The following is a 17,712-nucleotide window of genomic DNA, read 5'->3' as shown; positions in this document are numbered from 1 at the left end:
GAGCGCAGGGACCATGACCGCTCACCGACCCCCAGTCGGCCTCCGCCCTCCGCCGCAGGCCGGTTCCCGCCGACGGGCCCTGGCCCCGCTCGCCCTCGCGCAGTTCATCTGCAGCTTCGCCGGGTCGAACATGAACGTGATGATCAACGACATCAGCCACGACCTCGACACGACCGTCCAGGGCGTCCAGGTCGCCATCACGATCTTCCTGCTGGTCATGGCCGCGCTGATGATCCCCGGCGGCAAGCTGACCGACATCCTCGGCCGGAGGCGCTGCTTCCTGACCGGCCTCGTCGTGTACGGGATCGGCGCCGTGCTCAGTGCGGTGGCGCCCGGCCTCGGCGTGCTGATCCTCGGCAACTCGATCCTCGAGGGCGTCGGCACCGCTCTGCTGATCCCGCCGGTCTACATTCTCACCACGCTGCTCTTCGCCGACCTGACCTCACGCGCACGCGCTTTCGGTGTCGTCATGGCGGCCGGCGGCATCGGGGCGGCGGCGGGCCCGCTGATCGGCGGTCTGATCACCTCGGCGATCAGCTGGCGGGCGGCGTTCGTCTTCCAGGCCCTGGTGATCGTGCTGATCGTCGTCCTGAGCCTCTCGCTGGAAGACCCGCTGCCGCCCGATCCACGCCGGCACTTCGACAGCACCGGCGCCGTGCTCTCCTCGGTCGGCCTCGTACTGATCGTCATGGGAATCCTCGCCGCCGACAACAACCTCTGGCTGATGGCCGCGCTGCTGGTGGCCGGGACACTCGTCCTGGTCTGGTTCCTGCTGTGGGTCCGCAGAGAGGAGAAGGCCGGGCGGGAGCCGCTGCTGTCGACCGGCCTGTTCCGCAACCGCACGTCCAATCTCGGCCTGATCACCCAGAACGCCCAGTGGCTGGTGCTCATGGGCACGTCCTTCACCGTCGCCGCGTTCCTCCAGGTCGTCCGCGGCTACGACGCCGTCGACACGGGCGTGATCTTCACCGCGGCCACCCTCGGCCTGCTCGCCTCCTCGCTCGCCGCCGAGCGCCTGGCGAAACGATGGCCGCAGCGCTCACTGATCATGACCGGGTTCGCCGTGGCCGTCGCCGGGATCGGCGTTCTGATCGGCCTCGTCGCCGGCTCCTCCGGTCCGTGGGCGTTCGCCCCGGGCCTGCTGCTGATCGGCCTCGGGCTCGGCGTGATGCTGACTCCCTCCGTCAACGTCGTCCAGTCCGCCTTTCCCGAGCAGCGCCAGGGCGAGATCTCCGGTCTGTCCCGCAGCGTCTCCAACCTCGGCTCGTCCTTCGGCACCGCCATCGCCGGCACCATCCTCGTCGCGGGCCTGACGAAGAACGCCTACGCCGCCGCCATGGCCGTCCTCGCCGTCGTGGGGCTCGGCGGCCTGACCGCCGCCGCCTTCCTGCCCCGTACCACCGCGCCGACCGCGGGCCGGCCCCCGGCCGATCTCCGGCAGACGCCGGGACCCCACCGGTAACCGGCCCCGGCACACGCAAGGCTCCCGTCGGCCCGTTCACCGACGCCGGTTCACAGCAGTTTGAGGTCGCGCGCGCGGCGCACCGCTTCGTTGCGCCGGTTCACCGCCAGCTTCCGGTAGACGCTCTTGAGGTGGGTCTTCACCGTGTTGACCGACACATAGAGGTCGGCGGCGATCTCCTCGGTCGACATCATCCCGGCGAGCCGCTCCAGGACGTCCTGCTCGCGTCGGCTCAGCCCCTCCGCGACGAGCGACAAGGGCCGCTCGTCGACCGCGGTCGGCCCACCCGGTCCTGACGGACCAGGGGTGAGCCAGCCCTCAGCCAGTTCGCGGAGCGGCTCGGTGGACAGGAACGAGCCGATCCAGGGCCGGGCATCGAGGAACGGTCTGCGCAGTCGCTCGCGCCGGGCATCGAGGAGTGCCTGCTCGACGAGCCTGCGGGCGGCGGCCGTATCCCCCGCGGCGTCCGCGACCCGGGCTCTGACCAGGCAGGCCCGGACAGACACCGCCGGACCCGTCCGGCCCCGGGGCGCGATGCTGTCGAGCAGGTCGACCGCCGCTTCCGGACGGCCCGCGGCGAGCAGGGTCCGCGCGGCCTCCACCGCACATGCCGGCTGGTCACCGGACACGCCCTGGAGCACCTCGGCGGCCCGGTCCGGCCGCCCTTCGGCCAAATACGCGGCGGAGGCGACCAGCGCCTCATGACTCGCCGCCCAGGGTGAGGGCACGACGGCGCGGACGTCCGGGTGCGCCGCCTCCACGGCGGTACGTGCGTTGCCCTGGAGCAGCAGCAGACGAGCCCTGGCCATGGCCTGTCCCGCGGCCGTCACCGGATCGTGTGTCGCGGAGGAGAGCAGGACGGTCTCGTCGAGGAGAGCCTGGGCCCGGTCCAGCTCGTCGCGGTCCACGGCGACGGAGGCGAGCACCAGCAGTCCTATGCCCGTGCCCGCGACCGGTCCGGAGGCGCCCGGCTGGGACGGATCGAGCCGGCCCGCCTCGGAGACCCCCGCCAGAGCCTTGCGCTCCGCCCGGCCGATCCAGCCGTTCAGGTAGTCGATCAGTGCCAGGTGCCCCATCGACTCCTCACGGGGGAGAACGGTGGACGAGCCGCCAGGAGCAGCGGCCACCGTGGCCAGGGCGGCCCGCGCGTCCTCGAAGCGCCCGGCCCACAGGCGTGTGGAGCCCAGATGGGTCAGCAGGAGCGCGGTGACCTCGGGATGCTTGTCCAGGAGATGTGCGGGGACCTCCCGCTGCAGTTCGTCCGCGGCCTCCGCGGCCTTCTCGGCCCGTTCGGGAGAACCGGTCAGCCGGGCGGCCAGTGCCTCCAGCAGCGCACAGCTCAGTTTCGCGGCCGCCCCGACGGGCGCCGAGGCCAAGCGCTCCTCTGCGTGGTGCAGGTGGGAGAGACCGCGCTCGACATCGCACCGGGACAGCTCACGGGCCGCCCGGACGAGGTCCGGCGCGGGGCCGGTGGCCTCGATGTCCATCCCGGCGAACAACTCGTCAAGGTCACCCGAGCGCAGGCCGGTGAAGAGCTGTCCGATCGCCAGGTCGTCGACGAGGGCGCCCGCGGTGAAGCCCCAGTCGCCCGAGGCCGCGCCGTGCGCCAGTGTCTCCGGCAGGGATCCGCAGCTGAGCAGCCACTGCGCGGCCCGCCGGTGGAGTTCGGGCTCCAGCCCGGGCAGGCGCACCCGCAGATGGGCCCGGAGTATCTCCCCGAACAGCGGGTGGAGCCGGTACCACGAGTGTCCGAGGTGCTCGACGAACGCGTTCGCGCGGTGCAGTCCGACGAGTATCGGTTCGGCATCGGTCCGCCCGGTCAGCGCGTTCGCCAGGTCGGGACAGAAACGCTGCAGGACGCTGACGCGCAACAGGAGGTCCTGCGCCTGCTCCGTCTGCCGCTTGAGCACCTCGGCCAGCAGGAAGTCCGCGACCGTACTGCGGCCCGCCTCGAACTCCTTCAGATACACCTCCGGGGCGGCGCTCTCCCGCGCGGCCAGGGCGCACAGGCGCAGGCCGGCGGCCCAGCCCCGGGTGCGGTCCACCAGGGCGTGCACGGCGTGGACCGGCAGGCTCAGTCCGTGCAGCTCCAACAGGGCGACGGCCTCCTCTGGGGTGAAGGCCAGCTCCGCCGCGCGGATCTCGGTCAGCTCGCCGGCCGTCCGGTAGCGGTGCAGCGGCAGCAGAGGTTCCGTGCGGGTGACGATGACCAGGCGCAGGCCCCGGCCGGCGTGGTGCAGGACGAACTCCAGCTGCTCGGCCACCTCGGGGGCGGTCACGCGGTCGTACTCGTCGAGCACGACGACCACCGGCTGGTCACGTTCGTTCAGTTCGGCGGCGAGCGTCGCCAGCAGTTTGTGGTCCACACCTGCCGCCTCGGTCAGAAGCCCGAGGGCACCGGAGACCGGCACACCGCTCGCGCGCAGAGCCTGGAGGACGTACGCCCAGAACACACCGGGACGCGCGTCCCCCTCCTCGGCGGTGAGCCAGGCGACCGGCTGCCGCAGTCCGGCGGCCCAGTCGGCGGCCAGCAGGGTCTTTCCCGTGCCGGCCGCTCCGTTGACCAGGGTCAGGGGCGTCCGAAGAGCTTGGTCCAGGTGCCGGACGAGCCGCTGCCGGCGCAGGTAGGTCGGCGGCCTCGACGGCAGCGCGATCCGGGTGCGGAGAAACGGGTCCCCCAGAGGATCGACGTACGGATCAGGGGGATCGGCCGGTCCTCGAGCACGGTCTTCGGCATCCGCCACGGCGCTCACCACCACTGTCCGTCAAAGCCGCGTCATGGGCAGCGCTCTCTCCTCCAGCATCCCAGCGTTCCTGCTTCCTCGCGCGGGAGCAGTGGACCGCCGTCGGCCGTGGCGGTGAGCTGGGAATTCCCGGCACCCGGGCTCCGTGTTCCTCCGGCCGGATGGCCGCGATCCCGAAGGAGATGATCAGCAGTCCGAGCAACAGGTCGACCGATGCCGTGGTGGCCACAAGCCACCGCGAAGCACCGGCGCGCCGTGCTGCGGCGACGGACGGCGGCTTTGTCGGGATGGTCCTGGTTCTGGACACCGGCGACTCCCCGAGCCGGAACGGTCAGCTCCGGGCCGAGCCGCCTTGGAGGTCGGGCCGGAAGGTGCCGATCACGTCATTGCCCGGCTGGATGACGCCGTAGCTGTTCTCCGGTACCTCGTTCCAGGCGCCGGGGAGGTCGCCCAGCGGTTCGGACACGACGAGGCGGGTCTCGTCGGAGACGTCCCGGAGGAACCCCGCGTCCGGGTGGAGTGCGCGCAGGGTGTCCACCTTGGTACTGAAGTACAACGACCGTGAGCGTCCTTCGCTGGAGTAGCGGAAGGCCCATACGCGCTCGCCGTCGGCCACCGCGACGGTCATCTGGAGCGGGTGCCGGACGTCGTGCGCGTGGCCCGTTCTCTCGACGAGGCCCGCCATGCGTGCCACGGCTCCGGGCGGATCCTCCGGCAGGCCGAAGGTCAGGGCGAGGAAGAACATGAGCTCGGAGTCGGTGGACCCCTCGATGTCGGGGTACAGCGCCGGATCGACGGCCAGGGCGAGGTCACGCCTCAGGAGGCGGAATCCGTTGATCATCCCGTTGTGCATCCACATCCAGCGACCGTGGCGGAAGGGATGGCAGTTGGACTGCTGCACGGCTGTCCCGGTCGCCGCCCTGATATGGGCGAAGAAGAGGCCCGAGCGAACGTGTTGGGCGACCTCCCGCAGATTGCGGTTGTTCCAAGCCGGCCCCACGTCTCGCACGATGGCCGGAGTGTCGGCCGTGTCCCGGGCGTACCAGCCGACACCGAAGCCGTCACCGTTGGTCGTCTCCACCCCCAGACGGGAGTGCAGACTCTGGTCGATCAAAGAGTGGGCCGGCTCCAGCAGAACCTGGCTGAGAAGGACGGGGGTGCCCGAGTAGGCAATCCAACGGCACATCTGGGATCCCTCCACTCCTGGGGTCAACAGCCGTTTCGCCGCCTTCGCGGGGCCGCTGATCGGCATGGCTGTGCGGTGCCGAGGGAGCCGACGCGGCACGGGGGTGAAGGGTGACGTTGACGCCCCCGCCGGCGCTGGATGTGGCGTTCCGCCATGCCGGCGGCGGACGGAAGCGACTGCGGCGAGTACTCACCAGTATCGCCTGCGCACGCCCCCGGGGCACGCCGGGCGTGGCCCGGGGCTTCCGGTGCGGATGGAGGCGGCCCGTGCGGGCGTCGGCTCCCGCGGGGGCCTCGGTCCCCGCGAGCCGCCCCACCTGGCGCCGGTTCACGGAGGGTGTGCCAGGGGGACACCGGGACGGTGGCGGGGCATGCGTACGCGGAGGGCACGCACCTCGATCCGCCCTCGGTCGAGATCCCGGACCCACAGCCGCACTGCGCAGCGGTCGAGCGGTCAGGAACCGAGCAGCTTGCGCTTCTGGTCCTCGAACTCCGCTTCAGTGAGAACGCCCTGGGCCTTGAGGTCGCCCAGCTGCTTCAGCTGTTCGATCTTGCTGGTCATGTCGGTGGCCGGGGGAGCGTACGGCTCGGCAGGAGGCGCGGGCTGCGGTGCGGGCGCCTGGTTCTCCTGCTGGGCCGCCCATCGCCCCTGCTGCCGACGGGACACACGGTTCGACACGGCGGTGGCCGTTCCGGCGACGACGGCCGTCCGGGCGATTCCTCGGAGGAGTCCCGGCATGGCGATCTCCCTTCTCGCTTCCACTCTCTCGTCAGGGCGCGGTCTCGGTCGCGTCGAGCGCGGCCAGAACGGCCGGTGCGGGAATCCTTCCGGAGGCGACCAGCTCGGCACCGCCGCGGTGCAGGGCGGCGGCGAACGGGGCGGCCCAGAGGTTCTCGTAGATCAGGACGCCGGCGGAGTTGCCGGGTTCCAGGGCGGCGGCCGCCTCTTCGAGGTCGTCCTGGCCCAGCAGCCCGGAGGAGGCTCCTTCGAAGACGGCCAGGTCGAGTCGGCCGTCGCCGGTGAGGTCTCCGATCTCCAGGGCGGTCACGGATCCGTCGGTGTCCTTCCGGATGAACGTCAGGTCGAGGATCCGGATGAGGCCGCGGTCCACCAGATCGACCAGGATGGGGAAGCCCTCGCCGGTCATTCGGTTGCCGGGAAACTCGACGACCAGATAGTCGATCGGTCCCATCTCGCCGGATGTGTCGACTTCATCGAATGCGTCGCTCACGGCGTCACCTCTGAGCTCGTGGCTGTCCCCCCATGCCATTGCATCATCGGACCGCGCCGGTCGCACGTCGTGCGCGGTTCACACGTGGGGCTCACCCGGGACGCGCCCGCGGTACCGCGTGGGTGCCCTCGAGAACGCAGGACCGCGGCAGTCAAGTGCCCGCTCCCACAAGGGACTTTTGCCAAGCCCCAGGTCGCTGACCTCGGGCTTCAAAAAGAGCGGGTGACGAGAATCGAACTCGCGCTCTCAGCTTGGGAAGCGACGGCGCCTGGCCGGTGGAATGGGCTCCGACCTGCGCGGATTCGGTGTGTCGGTCATCGTTGTACGGGGGCCGGGCGCCGACCCGGGCATGCGGCGAAGCCGGTGCCACCGCCTTCGGCCGGGGACGGCGCGAGGTTGCGGTGTTCGTCCGCGGGCCCAAGCATGAGGTCAGGGGACAGTGACAGCGCCCCTCAGAAGGCACCTCCCAGGAGGACATGAGAGCCATGACGTTTCCTGCGCCCCGGTTCGCAGGCCGTCGAGGGACAAAGCGCACTCGAAAGGCATGCGTGCGGCCGGCATGACCGACGTCGACCGGCCGCTGCGCTGTCTGGTCACCGGCGCCACCGGCTACCTGGGTGGAAGGCTGGTGCCGGAGTTGCTGGCCGCCGGGCATTCCGTGCGCTGCCTGGCCCGGTCGCCCGGCAAGCTGCGGGATCATCCGTGGGCCGGGCAGGCGGAGGCCGTGCGCGGGGACGTGACGGACGAGGGCGCCGTGCGCGCGGCCATGGAGGGCATGGACGTCGCGTACTACCTGGTGCACGCGCTGGGCACCGGTCGGGGCTTCGAGGAGACCGACCGGCGCGCCGCCCGGATCTTCGGTGAGCAGGCGCGGGCCGCCGGAATCCGCCGGATCGTCTACCTCGGCGGACTCAGCCCTTCCGGAGTACCCGAACACGCGCTGTCGCCCCATCTGCGGTCCCGCACCGAAGTGGGCCGCATCCTCCTGGCCTCGGGCGTGCCGACCGCCGTACTGCGGGCAGCCGTGATCATCGGGTCGGGTTCGGCCTCGTTCGAGATGCTGCGGTACCTGACCGAGCGGCTGCCCGTGATGGTGACCCCGAGCTGGGTGCGCACCCGCATCCAGCCCATCGCCGTCCGCGACGTGCTGCGCTTCCTCGTGGGGTGCGCGGGGCTGCCGTACGACGTGAACCGCGCGTTCGACATCGGCGGGCCGGACATCGTCACGTACGAGGAGATGATGCGGCGGTACGCCGTCGTCGCCGGGCTGCCGAAACGGGTCATCGTCCCGGTTCCGCCGCTCACCCCCCGGCTGTCCAGCCTCTGGGTAGGTCTGGTCACCCCGGTGCCGGGCGCTCTCGCGCGCCCGCTGGTCGAGTCGCTCAAGCACGAGGTGGTCTGCGCCGAGCGGGACATCGTCCGTTACGTGCCGGACCCACCGGAGGGACCGGTCACGCTCGACCGGGCGATCCGGCTGGCTCTGCGGCGTGTGCAGGACGCGGACGTCGCCACTAGGTGGTCCTCGGCCTCGGCTCCGCGCGCCCCCAGCGACCCGCTGCCCACCGATCCCGACTGGGCGGGCGGCAGCCTCTACACGGATCAGCGCGAGCGCTCGGTCGCCGCGCCGCCGCAGGCGCTGTGGCGGGTGGTGGAGGCGATCGGCGGCGAGAACGGCTGGTACTCCTCGCCGGCGGCCTGGTCCCTGCGGGGCCGGCTGGACACCCTGGTGGGCGGTGTCGGTCTGCGCCGGGGCCGCCGGGACGCGACCCGGCTGCGGGTCGGCGACAGCCTGGACTTCTGGCGAGTGGAGGAGATCGAGCCGGGCCGGCTGCTCCGGTTGCGCGCGGAGATGCGGCTGCCGGGCCTGGCCTGGCTGGAGATGGCCGTCGACCGGGATCCGCAGGGGCGCACGGTGTACCGGCAGCGGGCCCTGTTCCATCCACACGGCCTGGCCGGGCACGCCTACTGGTGGAGCGTTGCCCCCTTCCACTCCATGGTCTTCGGCGGCATGGCCCGCAACATCGCCGCCGCGGCCGAAGCGGCTGCCCCTGAACCAGCCCGTACTCACTGAGGGGGCTCGAGGAACCGTGCGCGTCTCGGTCGCCCTGTTCACCGCCGATCTGCGGGTGCACGACAACCCGGTCCTCCAGGCCGCCCTGAAGGACGCCGAACGGGTGGTCCCGCTCTTCGTCGTCGACAGCGGCATCCGCCGCACCGGCTTCACCGGACCCAACCGCGCGGCGTTCCTCGCCGACAGCCTGGCCGATCTCGACGCCGCCCTGCGGTCCCGGGGCGGCCGGCTGGTGGTGCGCGTCGGCGACGTGGTCGAGGAGACCTGCCGGGTGGCGGCGGAGACGGGGGCCGCCGTGGTGCACATCGCGGGCGGGGTGAGCCGCTACGCGGCACGGCGCGAGGACCGGCTGCGCGCGGAGCTCGCCGGCGACCGGCGCGAACTACGTGTCCACGATGCCTCGTTGACGGCTGTGCCACCGGGGGCGCTGACGCCCGCGGGCAAGGACCACTTCGCGGTCTTCACCCCGTACTTCCGCCGCTGGGAGAGCTTCTCCGCGCGCGGCGTCCTGCCCGCACCGGACGCCGTACGGCTACCGGACGTGCGCTCGGCCGCCCTTCCTCGCGCAGAGTCCCTCACGTCGGGTTCCACCTCGCCGGACCGTCCCGCCGGCGGGGAATCCGAGGCCCGCCGCAGGCTGCGGTCATGGCTGGCAGGCCCGCTGTCCGCATACGGCGACCGGCATGACGACCTGGCCGCCGACGCTACCTCCCGGCTCTCCCCCTACCTGCACTTCGGCTGCCTGTCACCCACCGAACTGCTGCACCGGGCCCGCGCCCAGGACGATCCCGGTGCGCGGGCCTTCGTCCGCCAGCTCGCCTGGCGGGACTTCCACCACCAGGTCCTGGCGGCCCGCCCCGACGCTGCCGACCACGACTACCGGCCCCGGCACGACCGTTGGCGCCGCGCCACGAGGGAGTTCGAAGCCTGGCAGGACGGCCGCACGGGCTACCCCGTCGTCGACGCCGCCCTCAGACAGCTTCGCCACGAGGGCTGGATGCCGGGCCGTGCCCGCCTGCTCGCGGCGAGCTTTCTCACCAAGACGCTGTACGTGGACTGGCGGGCGGGAGCCCGCCACTTCCTGGACCTCCTTGTCGACGGCGATGTGGCCAACAACCAGCTCAACTGGCAATGGGTCGCCGGGACCGGCACGGACACCCGCCCGAACCGGCTCCTCAACCCACTCGTCCAGGCACGCCGGTACGACCCCAGCGGTGAGTACGTACGCCGCTGGCTCCCCGAGCTCAGCCACCTCGACGCCACCACGGTCCACCGCGTCCACGACCTCGACACAGCCACCCGTGCGGGCCTGGACTACCCCGCCCCGATCGTGGACCTCGCCGCGGCCGCCGCCCGTTTCAGGGAGCGGCGGAGAGCCGACTGACCGGACAAAAACAGTGCGGCGGTGAGATCACCGACAAGGACTACGTCGGACGAGTACGGAGAGGAACTCGTGTTCGCCCGGCGTCGGGGCGAGGAAACCGCTCGGCTCTGGCACAGCGACGCGGACTGGGAGATGTTCCTCGTCGGTGACCACTCGATTCGGCTCGACGGCCCGATGGACGGGATGATCACCGTTGCGGACCTGATCATCAACCGCGAGGAGGCGACATGGCTGTCCTCCTGCCTCGCAGCTTCCCGCCGTCTACGGCAGGGACGGACCTGACCACGCACCGTGCTGAGGCCTCAACGGACGGGCCTGGCTCAGCGGAGGCGTCCGGGCCCCTGCTCGTGGCAGCCAAGCGTGCCTGGCTGACCGGCGGCGACTCACACGTCGGGGACATGCGCCGGCGCGGCGCTCGAGGACACGATGGTCTGCGTCGGCCAGTTCTCGGAGAAAGCCGCTTTGAGCTATCAGCACTCCGACGGCGAGGGACAGCAGGAGCTTGCAGCCAGTCTCGACACCGTGCACCGCCAGCGTCGGCAGGGGAGCCCGAAGGACGTGCGGAAAGCTGTCTGTCGCACGCAGTAAATCTTTGATCAAGGAACACTGAGGTCGTCCGAGTCGGTGTTAGCGTCCGGCTGCTGTGCGGTCCCGTACCGCAGCAGCGGGGGTGGAAGGCCGCGTGTGTGGGGAGACGCATGCCGCCCTGGCAATCGCCGCGCGCGCAACCGAGTTCCCGGGCGCTGCCCCCCGGCGAGAGTGCAGACACTCGACACTGACGTACGGGCATGGCCCGGGAGGAAGACACCTGTGAATCGAACCGCGCACCAGCGCGGCTGGCTCGCGCTTCTGCTGGCCGGCGCGATCGTGGCGGCGCTTCCGGCGGCAGCGGCCGCCGACGAGACCCCGATCGACCCGGCACTGCCGGCGCCTACATTGCCGGCTGGAGCGGACTGCGGCAGCGACAGCAGCCCGACCTGGCGGACCGTGCCCAGTCCGCCTCCCGCGGGGATGACCGTCTCCATCGGCATACCGCGGTCCACGGTCAACGGGGTGACGTACCAGGGGGTCGTCCACGCGTGGGACGTGGACGGTTCGCAGGCGGCCGACGGGTCCGTCTCCGGGCAGCCCGTGCTCGTCCAGTCCGTGTACGTCCCGCTGCCCCTGGCGGACGGGCACACTTACGGTTGGCACGCGTCGACGTACGACGGGACGGCGTACTCGAACCCGACCGAGCCCTGCTACTTCAGGGTGGACGGGAGCGCGCCCCTCGCGCCGGTCGTCACCAACCCGGACTTTCCCCCGGTGGGCAGCCCGGGAACGCCCACGAAGATTGCCGGGCAGCCCACCACGTTCAGTTTCAGCTCTACCGGCGATCCCCTGCCCAGCGGGTGCGCCGAGGCGGGGGCCCCGGACTGTCAGGCCAGCGGCTTGGACCACTTCGAGTACGCCCTGGACCAGGAACCGGGCATCGATGCCGCCCGGGTTCCCGCCGATGCGGGGGGCAACGGCAGTCTGACGACCGCCCTGTCCTGGGGCGTGCACACCCTCTACGTCGTCGGGGTCGACGCCGCCGGGAACCGCTCGCAGGAGCCAGCTGCGTACACGTTCATGGTGCCGTCGCAGCTCCCGCCCCCGAGCCGGCCCACCCTCGACCTCACCACACCGGAGACAGCCGGCCGGGGGGCCCAACTGACCGTCTCTGGGCAGCTGTCGGCAGCTCCGTACCCGTCCGGCGAGGTTGTGCACGTGCTCAAGAGCGACCTGGCCCATCCCACCGGTGTTGCGCTGCCCGACGCGCCGTTGTCCGCCGACGGCACCTTCCGCATCGCAGATGTCCCGCAGGTCGGGGGAGCCAACACATACGCCGTGACCTACCCGGGTGACTCCACCCACGAGGCCGTCAACGCGTCCGCGACCGTCCAGGTCTCCCGCAGCGCCGCCGCGATGTCCATCACCACCAACGCTCCGTCGTACGCCTACGGCGCGACCGCAAAGATCACCGCCCACCTCGGCACGACCTACAACGGCCGCACCCTCGCGATCTACGCCCAGCCCTACGGCGGCAGGAAGGCCCTGATCGAGACCGGCACCGTGGACAGCCACGGCAACCTGGCCACGACCTACGAACTCACCCGCAAGACCACCTTCACCGCGGCGTTCGCCGGTGACTACCGCTACGCCCCGACCACGGCCGCTACGACCGCGCCGGCCTACGCCAAGGTGTCCGAGTCGCTCAGCGGCTACTACGGGAGCACCCACTACGGCGGTCTCCTCTACCGGGTCTACCACCACACCGCCAAGGCCAAGCTGAACGTCACGGTCACGCCCAAGAAGGCCGGCCAGTGCGTGAAATTCCAGATCCAGCGGTACTACAGCGATGCCTGGCACACACAGAGCACCTCCTCCTGCCGCGCGCTCAGCACCACGAGCACCAGCTACACGACGATGAGCCTGACCAACGCGCTCAACAGCAAGTTCCGTATGCGGGCCGAATACGTCCACAGCAGCAACGACACCGGCAACCTCAGCACATGGGGCGCATGGCAGTACTTCACCGTCAGGCAGTGACGCACCAGGCGCCGGGCCCTACCGCTGAGCGGGGGTCCGGCGCCTGGGAAAGCTGCGGCGGTTACGGCCACCCGGAAAGCTACTCCGAGGGGCCCGCATGACCTCCAAGCGGCAGAGATCATGGCGTGCCTGCGAGCCCTCGACGAGAGTGCCACGCTGCGGCACCACTTCCGCCACGCTGACGAAGAAGGCGGCCTCTTGTACATCGAGGCCGTACCCGACCGCGAAGAGGATCGACCATCGCGGGTGCCAGGTACTGGATCTTGGCCGCCATGCGGCGTGGGCGTGGTCGCCCACGTGACGGCCGTCCTGGATAGGGATGAGGGGCGGCACTCAGTCGCCGTCGCAGGTACGACGAGCCTTCGCGAATGCGCCGCCCCGGACCAGAAGCACCGCACCGGGCACGACGAGCCCCAGAGCTACGGTGGAAAGCACCATCTCCGCTCCGGGCCGAGGTGTCTGGGTCCTTCGTCCACGCGGGCGCCAGCCATCGGCGGTCAGTGCCGTGCGGCTGCCGTACGGCGTCGCGCCGCGAACAGCATGCCTGCGCCGGCCGTGATCACCACGGCGGCCGATCCGCCGATGAGGGTGGTGTCACTGCCGCCTCCGGTCTCGGCGAGTCCGGTGCTCGCAGCCGGCGAGGACGCGGACGTCGAGGGGACCGGGGACGTAGAGGTCGCGGGCGCGGCGGCCGGAGAGGTCGGCGTCGCGGTGACGGTCGGCGATGCCGAGGGGGCCGGGCCGGTCGGGGTGCTGGAGGGGTGGGAGGAGGTGGCCACGCAGGGGGTGTCCGGGGAGATCGGCAGGTTCGTCAACAGCTCTTCGTGGATGTTGCCCGCCGTCACGTAGATGTTCCACTGGTAGCCCTGCACCCACGGCACCAGGACCGTCGTGCTCACACCTGCCGCGGTGGGGTGCTCGATGTGCCCGGTGCCGACGGTCTCGCCATCGCTACCCACCGCCATCCGCATCCGCACGGTGATGTCCGCAGGCGTGCCGGAGGGATCCTTGTCCGTGACCGTGATGGCGGCCCGGGCCTCGCCCGTGCTGGTGTCGCATGTCGCCTTCGCGGTGAAGTCGCCGATGCTGCACGCGTAGGCGCTTCCGGAGGCCAGGAGCACGGCAGCTGTTGCGGTCGCAGCGGCAGCGGTGACGGCACGCTTGAATGTCACGGGTCCCTCCCCGGGGAACGTTCAACGGAGAATGCCCGGACCCGGGCACTCGTTCGCCGCGGGCGCACACCCGCGAAGGGCTTCGAGGGGGCGGAAAGCCCGATCGGAGCGGCTCATCATTGCACCCTGGCGATCGGTCACTGCACCTGCCCCTGGCTGCGAGAGACGTGCCCGTCGACTCTCAGCAGGGGCGGGGACCAACCACTGATGTTCCTCGACTCTGCTCTGGCGTTGAACGCCTGCGGCGACGCGTGAGGCACCGTCTCTGAGCTGGGGGAGGGCTGTTTCGCTGGCTGCCGTCATCTGTCGTCGTCGGCTGGTCGCGGACGGCCCAGAGACGGCCCAGAGACGGCCCGGCGCCCCGCCCACGTGTGCGGGGACCGTCCCTTCACCCGTCTTACGGGCTGTCGATGATCGGCAGGCTGCTTTGGATGTCCTTCCGCCGCTCGGTGCGCAGTTTCGCCAGGACGGGGGCCACGTGCTTCTCGACGGTGCGGGGGCACAGGAACAGGGTCTGGGCGATGTCCTGGTTGGTGGCGCCGTCGGCGAGCAGCTCGGCGACTTCCAGTTCACGGGGCGACAGCTGGGTTCCGTAGCCGCGGCGTCCCGGTCGCCGCGACGTCTGGACACCGAGTGCGCGCGGGCGGTGTTGGCAGCGTGCGGCGTCGCCGGTCGCGCCGAGCCCGGTGAAGCCGCACGCGGCATCGGCCAGGTGCGCCGCCGCGTCTTCGGGAGACGAGCAGGTCAAGGCTTCGCCCCGGCGTTCGGCGGCCTTGGCGACCTCGTAGGGACGGCCGATGTCCTGCCACCCGTGCTGCGCCTCGGCGAAGTGCTCGGCGGCCCGCGCCGGCTCGGTGGCGCGGAGCAACACACCTCGGGCCAGCGCCAGTTCGGCCGAGGCGGTCGGCGCGTCGCGGTCGCGCAGGTCCGACTCGGCCTCCGCCACGAGCCGTTCGACCAATGCGTGGTGCCCAGCGTGGTGCCCACAGGCCAGCGCGGCCTCGGCCGCGACCGGGACGAGGTCCATGGTCCGAGTCCAGGACCTGAGTCCTCGCAGCATCGACAGTGCGGGTTCAGCGATCGCCCAGGCCGCCTGCGGGGCGCCCTCGGCGAGCCGGACCGCGGCGCGCGCGGCGGGCGATCCTGATGCACACGTCCACCTCGCTCGTGCCGCTGGCGGCGGCCGCCGCGATGGCAAAGTGGTCGTAGGCCAGAGAGCGCCGTCCCTGGGCGAGAGCGAGGTGACCGCGACCCACGACTGAAGGGGCATCCGGAGCCCGTCCTGTGGGTACATTCGTGCAACTTAGGGCACGCGGAGGGCACGCCACCCCCAAATTGGCCTAGACAACAAACAAACCCCAGGCTGTTGACCTGGGGTTTCTCTTTGGAGCGGGTGACGAGAATCGAACTCGCGCTCTCAGCTTGGGAAGCGACGGCGCTTCCGCGGTCGGAGCGCCTCTGACCTGGTCGTATGCACTCTGGCGTAGTGGTCGGGAGTGCTGGGTCGCACCGCTGTCGACCGTGGTTGACCGCTTTTATGGGCACGCTCTGGGCACAGGACTGAGGAGCGAGTGTCGGAGCGCCGCTTCGACGGGCTCTCGGCTCGACTCGGCTCGATCACTCGGCCGACCCGGGGATGCTTCGCTCGTGCACACTCCTCCGCTGAGGCCGCTCACTCGCCGGCTTTCGAGTCCTGCCAGGTGGATGTGCGCTCTCCGGCCACGTCGGCGGCGTAGGCTCGGAGGCACCGAGGGCACCTCGTGTGCCGGCTCACGCGCCGGTGCCGTTCTCGGCGAACGACGACGCCGGGCCGGACCCGTCCGGACCCGGAGCAGGGTTCGCCCATGACCGTGAACACGCCGGACCGCCCGCAGACCGCCCACCCGGGGACCCCCGGCCGGCAACCAGCGCTTCCCGGGGCGCCGCCCCAGCGGCGCCGGCAGGGGCCCTCACCCGAGAAGGGCGAGTTCGTCCGCCCGCTGACCCGGTGCCAGATCGACGACCGCATGGAAGAGCTCGGCGAGCTGTACACCAACACCTCTTCCCACCAGGTGCGGGCCTCGGACGCGTCGGGCCAGGACCGGTCCGCCGTGTTCCGGCGACGGCTCGCGGGCCACATGCGGCGACCGGGGTTCGAACTGCTCGTGGCGGAGACCGCCGGTCCCTCGGGCGCCATCGGCCTCACGGCCTGCGCCTACGGTTTCCCTGTGCGTGGCGACGGGCCCTGGTGGGACGGCCTCGACGGGTGCCTCCCGCAGAGCCTGCTCCGTGTCGCCGCCTTCGGCAGGCTCTTCGCCGTCGCCGACATTCTCGTGGAGCGACGGGTACGCACGCAGGACCAGAGCCGCGAGTGGAACCTCGCCCGGCGCCTGCAGAAGCGTCTGCTGAGCGATCACGCAGCCGCGCTCGGTGTCACGCTGGTCGACCGGGACAACGCGGACATGCTCGAAGCACTTCTGTCCTGGGGCTGGCGCTGCCTGTCGGCCGAGGACCGCGAGGCGTCGCATCTCGCTCCCAGCCGGCTTCTGGTGCTCCGCTGACCGACGGGCGCGGGCCCCTGTCCGTCCCCGTCTGACCGGCAGCCGCGTCGGTCGGCCCCCCCGCCCCCACGTTCCACCCGTCCTGGATCCGTCCCCGACCCTGGTGAGACACCATGCGCTGTGTGATCGCCCGTTACCCCGTCGACCTGTCCAAGGCCGAGGTGGAGATGTCGATGGAGAACGTCCGACCCGAGCCCGTGACGGGGAAATGTGTCGTCATCGGGGACCGGGTGTACCCCGTCAAGCAGGTGGGAGTGGTGATCACCCGCCAGGACCCGCGCGACTTCACCGCCGCGGAGATGGTCCGGGCACTGGTCCGTCTCGGCTTCACCTGCCGGACCGCACCTCAGCAGCCCTCGCCCCCGCCCGGCCTGTCGTACGGTTCCGTCGACCGGTCGCTGGGCTGACCATCCCGTACGTCGCCGTGCCCTGCCTCCTCGGCAACCCCAGCAACCGCTACGCCGAGTTCGCGCCCCCGGGTGCGGGAAATCTGCGCCCGGTACGGGCTGCCGTACGTCACCGGGGCTCCGGGGCGGCAGTACTACGCGTCGATGTGGGGGCGGGTGCCGCGCCACGCGCTGCCGTGGGCGTTCCGCTCCAGGCGTCCTGGGCGCTGGCATAGGCGGGGAAGCGGCCGAGTACCCCGCCGTCCAGCATGACGAGTTCTATGCCACGGCTGCTGTGGACGACGCGGACCCAGCCCTGCCGGGCCCGGCAGTCGTCCCACGCCTCGCACAGCGGCTGCAGGATGCTTCCGTCCGCGAAGGTCACCTCGCGGAGATCGACGATGAGGAAGACGCGCCTGCATCCGGTGCGGGCACCCTCCAGAGCCTGCACCAGAGGTGTCATGGTGGTCAGATCCAGCTCGCCGCGGGCGTGCACCATCCGGCATTCGTCGAACAGTTCGGGCATACGGAAAGGCTCGGGCGGGTCGGGATGAGCGCACATGCGCCCCATCTCCTCTGTCCGGTGGGGACCTCAGAGTTCTTGGACGGGGCATCGGACGAATGCCGTCCGCCGAACGGCATCACGCGTCATGGAGGCCGGGGCTGCCGAGCGCTTCCGAGGCGGCCTGGAGGGGGCTACGGGCACCGGCATCCGGGGTCGGTGCGGCCCCGGGACGGGAGTGGCAGGTGAAGCCGAGGCGGCCCATGGTCCGGATGACCTCGCCGCTGGTGAAGTCGCGGCGGTCCTGCCGGGTGATGACCTCACCGACCTGCATCACGGGATAGCGGCGGCGGCCGATGGTCACGGAATCACCGGTGACGATCTCGGGTTTGACGCCCGCCATCGAGTCCAGCACTCCGTGCTTGGTCAGTTCGAACGGGTAGCGGGCGATGACACAGCGCAT

At 71.1% G+C, this 17,712-nt stretch carries 15 protein-coding genes; 7 read left to right on the top strand and 8 right to left on the bottom strand.

Annotated features, from left to right (window positions below):
• Nucleotides 1–13: 13 nt before the first annotated feature.
• Nucleotides 14–1,462: an MFS transporter gene (locus ACFY1E_RS07085; protein WP_389072414.1), complete on the top strand. Its 1,449-nt coding sequence runs from the start codon at nucleotides 14–16 to the stop codon at nucleotides 1,460–1,462.
• A 50-nt stretch (nucleotides 1,463–1,512) separates the two neighbouring features.
• On the opposite strand, the gene ACFY1E_RS07080 is transcribed toward ACFY1E_RS07085, so the two are convergent.
• The 4 genes from ACFY1E_RS07080 to ACFY1E_RS07065 all read right to left on the bottom strand — a co-directional run bounded on the left by ACFY1E_RS07080 (nucleotide 1,513) and on the right by ACFY1E_RS07065 (nucleotide 6,584).
• On the bottom strand, nucleotides 1,513–4,221 hold the full coding sequence (locus ACFY1E_RS07080; RefSeq protein WP_389072411.1) for a LuxR C-terminal-related transcriptional regulator: 2,709 nt from the start codon (nucleotides 4,219–4,221) through the stop codon (nucleotides 1,513–1,515).
• A 316-nt stretch (nucleotides 4,222–4,537) separates the two neighbouring features.
• Complete coding sequence (locus tag ACFY1E_RS07075) at nucleotides 4,538–5,392, bottom strand: class II glutamine amidotransferase (protein ID WP_389072410.1); 855 nt, start codon at nucleotides 5,390–5,392, stop codon at nucleotides 4,538–4,540.
• A gap of 453 nt (nucleotides 5,393–5,845) precedes the next feature.
• Complete coding sequence (locus ACFY1E_RS07070) at nucleotides 5,846–6,130, bottom strand: SHOCT domain-containing protein (RefSeq protein ID WP_389072407.1); 285 nt, start codon at nucleotides 6,128–6,130, stop codon at nucleotides 5,846–5,848.
• A gap of 31 nt (nucleotides 6,131–6,161) precedes the next feature.
• On the bottom strand, nucleotides 6,162–6,584 hold the full coding sequence (locus tag ACFY1E_RS07065) for a DUF6325 family protein (RefSeq protein WP_389073351.1): 423 nt from the start codon (nucleotides 6,582–6,584) through the stop codon (nucleotides 6,162–6,164).
• 598 nt (nucleotides 6,585–7,182) lie between these two features.
• On the opposite strand from ACFY1E_RS07065, the gene ACFY1E_RS07060 reads away from it, so the two are divergent.
• The 4 genes from ACFY1E_RS07060 to ACFY1E_RS07045 all read left to right on the top strand — a co-directional run bounded on the left by ACFY1E_RS07060 (nucleotide 7,183) and on the right by ACFY1E_RS07045 (nucleotide 12,649).
• Nucleotides 7,183–8,694, top strand: coding sequence for an SDR family oxidoreductase (locus ACFY1E_RS07060; RefSeq protein ID WP_389072405.1), 1,512 nt, complete (start codon nucleotides 7,183–7,185; stop codon nucleotides 8,692–8,694).
• Nucleotides 8,695–8,710: 16 nt separating this feature from the next.
• Nucleotides 8,711–10,078, top strand: coding sequence for a cryptochrome/photolyase family protein (locus ACFY1E_RS07055; protein WP_389072403.1), 1,368 nt, complete (start codon nucleotides 8,711–8,713; stop codon nucleotides 10,076–10,078).
• A 21-nt stretch (nucleotides 10,079–10,099) separates the two neighbouring features.
• The gene (locus tag ACFY1E_RS07050) at nucleotides 10,100–10,360 is read left to right on the top strand and encodes a hypothetical protein (protein WP_389072400.1); all 261 of its coding nucleotides are present in this window, start codon (nucleotides 10,100–10,102) and stop codon (nucleotides 10,358–10,360) included.
• A 528-nt stretch (nucleotides 10,361–10,888) separates the two neighbouring features.
• Nucleotides 10,889–12,649 carry a hypothetical protein gene (locus ACFY1E_RS07045; protein WP_389072398.1) on the top strand — a complete coding sequence of 587 codons (1,761 nt, stop codon included), beginning with the start codon at nucleotides 10,889–10,891 and terminating at the stop codon, nucleotides 12,647–12,649.
• A gap of 497 nt (nucleotides 12,650–13,146) precedes the next feature.
• Here ACFY1E_RS07045 and ACFY1E_RS07040 read toward each other — a convergent pair whose 3' ends face one another.
• Both ACFY1E_RS07040 and ACFY1E_RS07035 read right to left on the bottom strand, forming a co-directional pair.
• Nucleotides 13,147–13,821, bottom strand: a complete 675-nt coding sequence (locus tag ACFY1E_RS07040; protein ID WP_389072396.1) for an LAETG motif-containing sortase-dependent surface protein — start codon at nucleotides 13,819–13,821, stop codon at nucleotides 13,147–13,149.
• A 397-nt stretch (nucleotides 13,822–14,218) separates the two neighbouring features.
• Entirely contained in the window at nucleotides 14,219–14,848 is a 630-nt protein-coding gene (locus ACFY1E_RS07035) for a LuxR C-terminal-related transcriptional regulator (RefSeq protein ID WP_389072394.1), read from the bottom strand.
• 817 nt (nucleotides 14,849–15,665) lie between these two features.
• Here ACFY1E_RS07035 and ACFY1E_RS07030 point away from each other — a divergent pair.
• Entirely contained in the window at nucleotides 15,666–16,361 is a 696-nt protein-coding gene (locus ACFY1E_RS07030; protein WP_389072391.1) for a hypothetical protein, read from the top strand.
• 113 nt (nucleotides 16,362–16,474) lie between these two features.
• Complete coding sequence (locus tag ACFY1E_RS07025; protein WP_389072388.1) at nucleotides 16,475–16,768, top strand: SCO5918 family protein; 294 nt, start codon at nucleotides 16,475–16,477, stop codon at nucleotides 16,766–16,768.
• A 109-nt stretch (nucleotides 16,769–16,877) separates the two neighbouring features.
• On the opposite strand, the gene ACFY1E_RS07020 is transcribed toward ACFY1E_RS07025, so the two are convergent.
• Complete coding sequence (locus tag ACFY1E_RS07020) at nucleotides 16,878–17,273, bottom strand: STAS domain-containing protein (RefSeq protein WP_389072386.1); 396 nt, start codon at nucleotides 17,271–17,273, stop codon at nucleotides 16,878–16,880.
• Between the two features lie 115 nt (nucleotides 17,274–17,388).
• Complete coding sequence (locus ACFY1E_RS07015; protein ID WP_389072383.1) at nucleotides 17,389–17,712, bottom strand: SCO5918 family protein; 324 nt, start codon at nucleotides 17,710–17,712, stop codon at nucleotides 17,389–17,391.

The organism is Streptomyces sp. NPDC001604, assembly GCF_042893475.1.
Taxonomy (GTDB): domain Bacteria; phylum Actinomycetota; class Actinomycetes; order Streptomycetales; family Streptomycetaceae; genus Streptomyces.
This window is presented reverse-complemented; position numbering and strand designations above follow the sequence as displayed.

Coding starts and splice junctions, on each gene's coding strand:
- ACFY1E_RS07060 (WP_389072405.1), top strand. CDS start 7,183: ATGACCGACGTCGACCGGCCGCTGCGCTGTCTGGTCACCGGCGCCACC.
- ACFY1E_RS07035 (WP_389072394.1), bottom strand. CDS start 14,848: ATGGACCTCGTCCCGGTCGCGGCCGAGGCCGCGCTGGCCTGTGGGCAC.
- ACFY1E_RS07020 (WP_389072386.1), bottom strand. CDS start 17,273: ATGCCCGAACTGTTCGACGAATGCCGGATGGTGCACGCCCGCGGCGAG.
- ACFY1E_RS07065 (WP_389073351.1), bottom strand. CDS start 6,584: ATGGGACCGATCGACTATCTGGTCGTCGAGTTTCCCGGCAACCGAATG.
- ACFY1E_RS07070 (WP_389072407.1), bottom strand. CDS start 6,130: ATGCCGGGACTCCTCCGAGGAATCGCCCGGACGGCCGTCGTCGCCGGA.
- ACFY1E_RS07075 (WP_389072410.1), bottom strand. CDS start 5,392: ATGTGCCGTTGGATTGCCTACTCGGGCACCCCCGTCCTTCTCAGCCAG.
- ACFY1E_RS07030 (WP_389072391.1), top strand. CDS start 15,666: ATGACCGTGAACACGCCGGACCGCCCGCAGACCGCCCACCCGGGGACC.
- ACFY1E_RS07015 (WP_389072383.1), bottom strand. CDS start 17,712: ATGCGCTGTGTCATCGCCCGCTACCCGTTCGAACTGACCAAGCACGGA.
- ACFY1E_RS07025 (WP_389072388.1), top strand. CDS start 16,475: ATGCGCTGTGTGATCGCCCGTTACCCCGTCGACCTGTCCAAGGCCGAG.
- ACFY1E_RS07085 (WP_389072414.1), top strand. CDS start 14: ATGACCGCTCACCGACCCCCAGTCGGCCTCCGCCCTCCGCCGCAGGCC.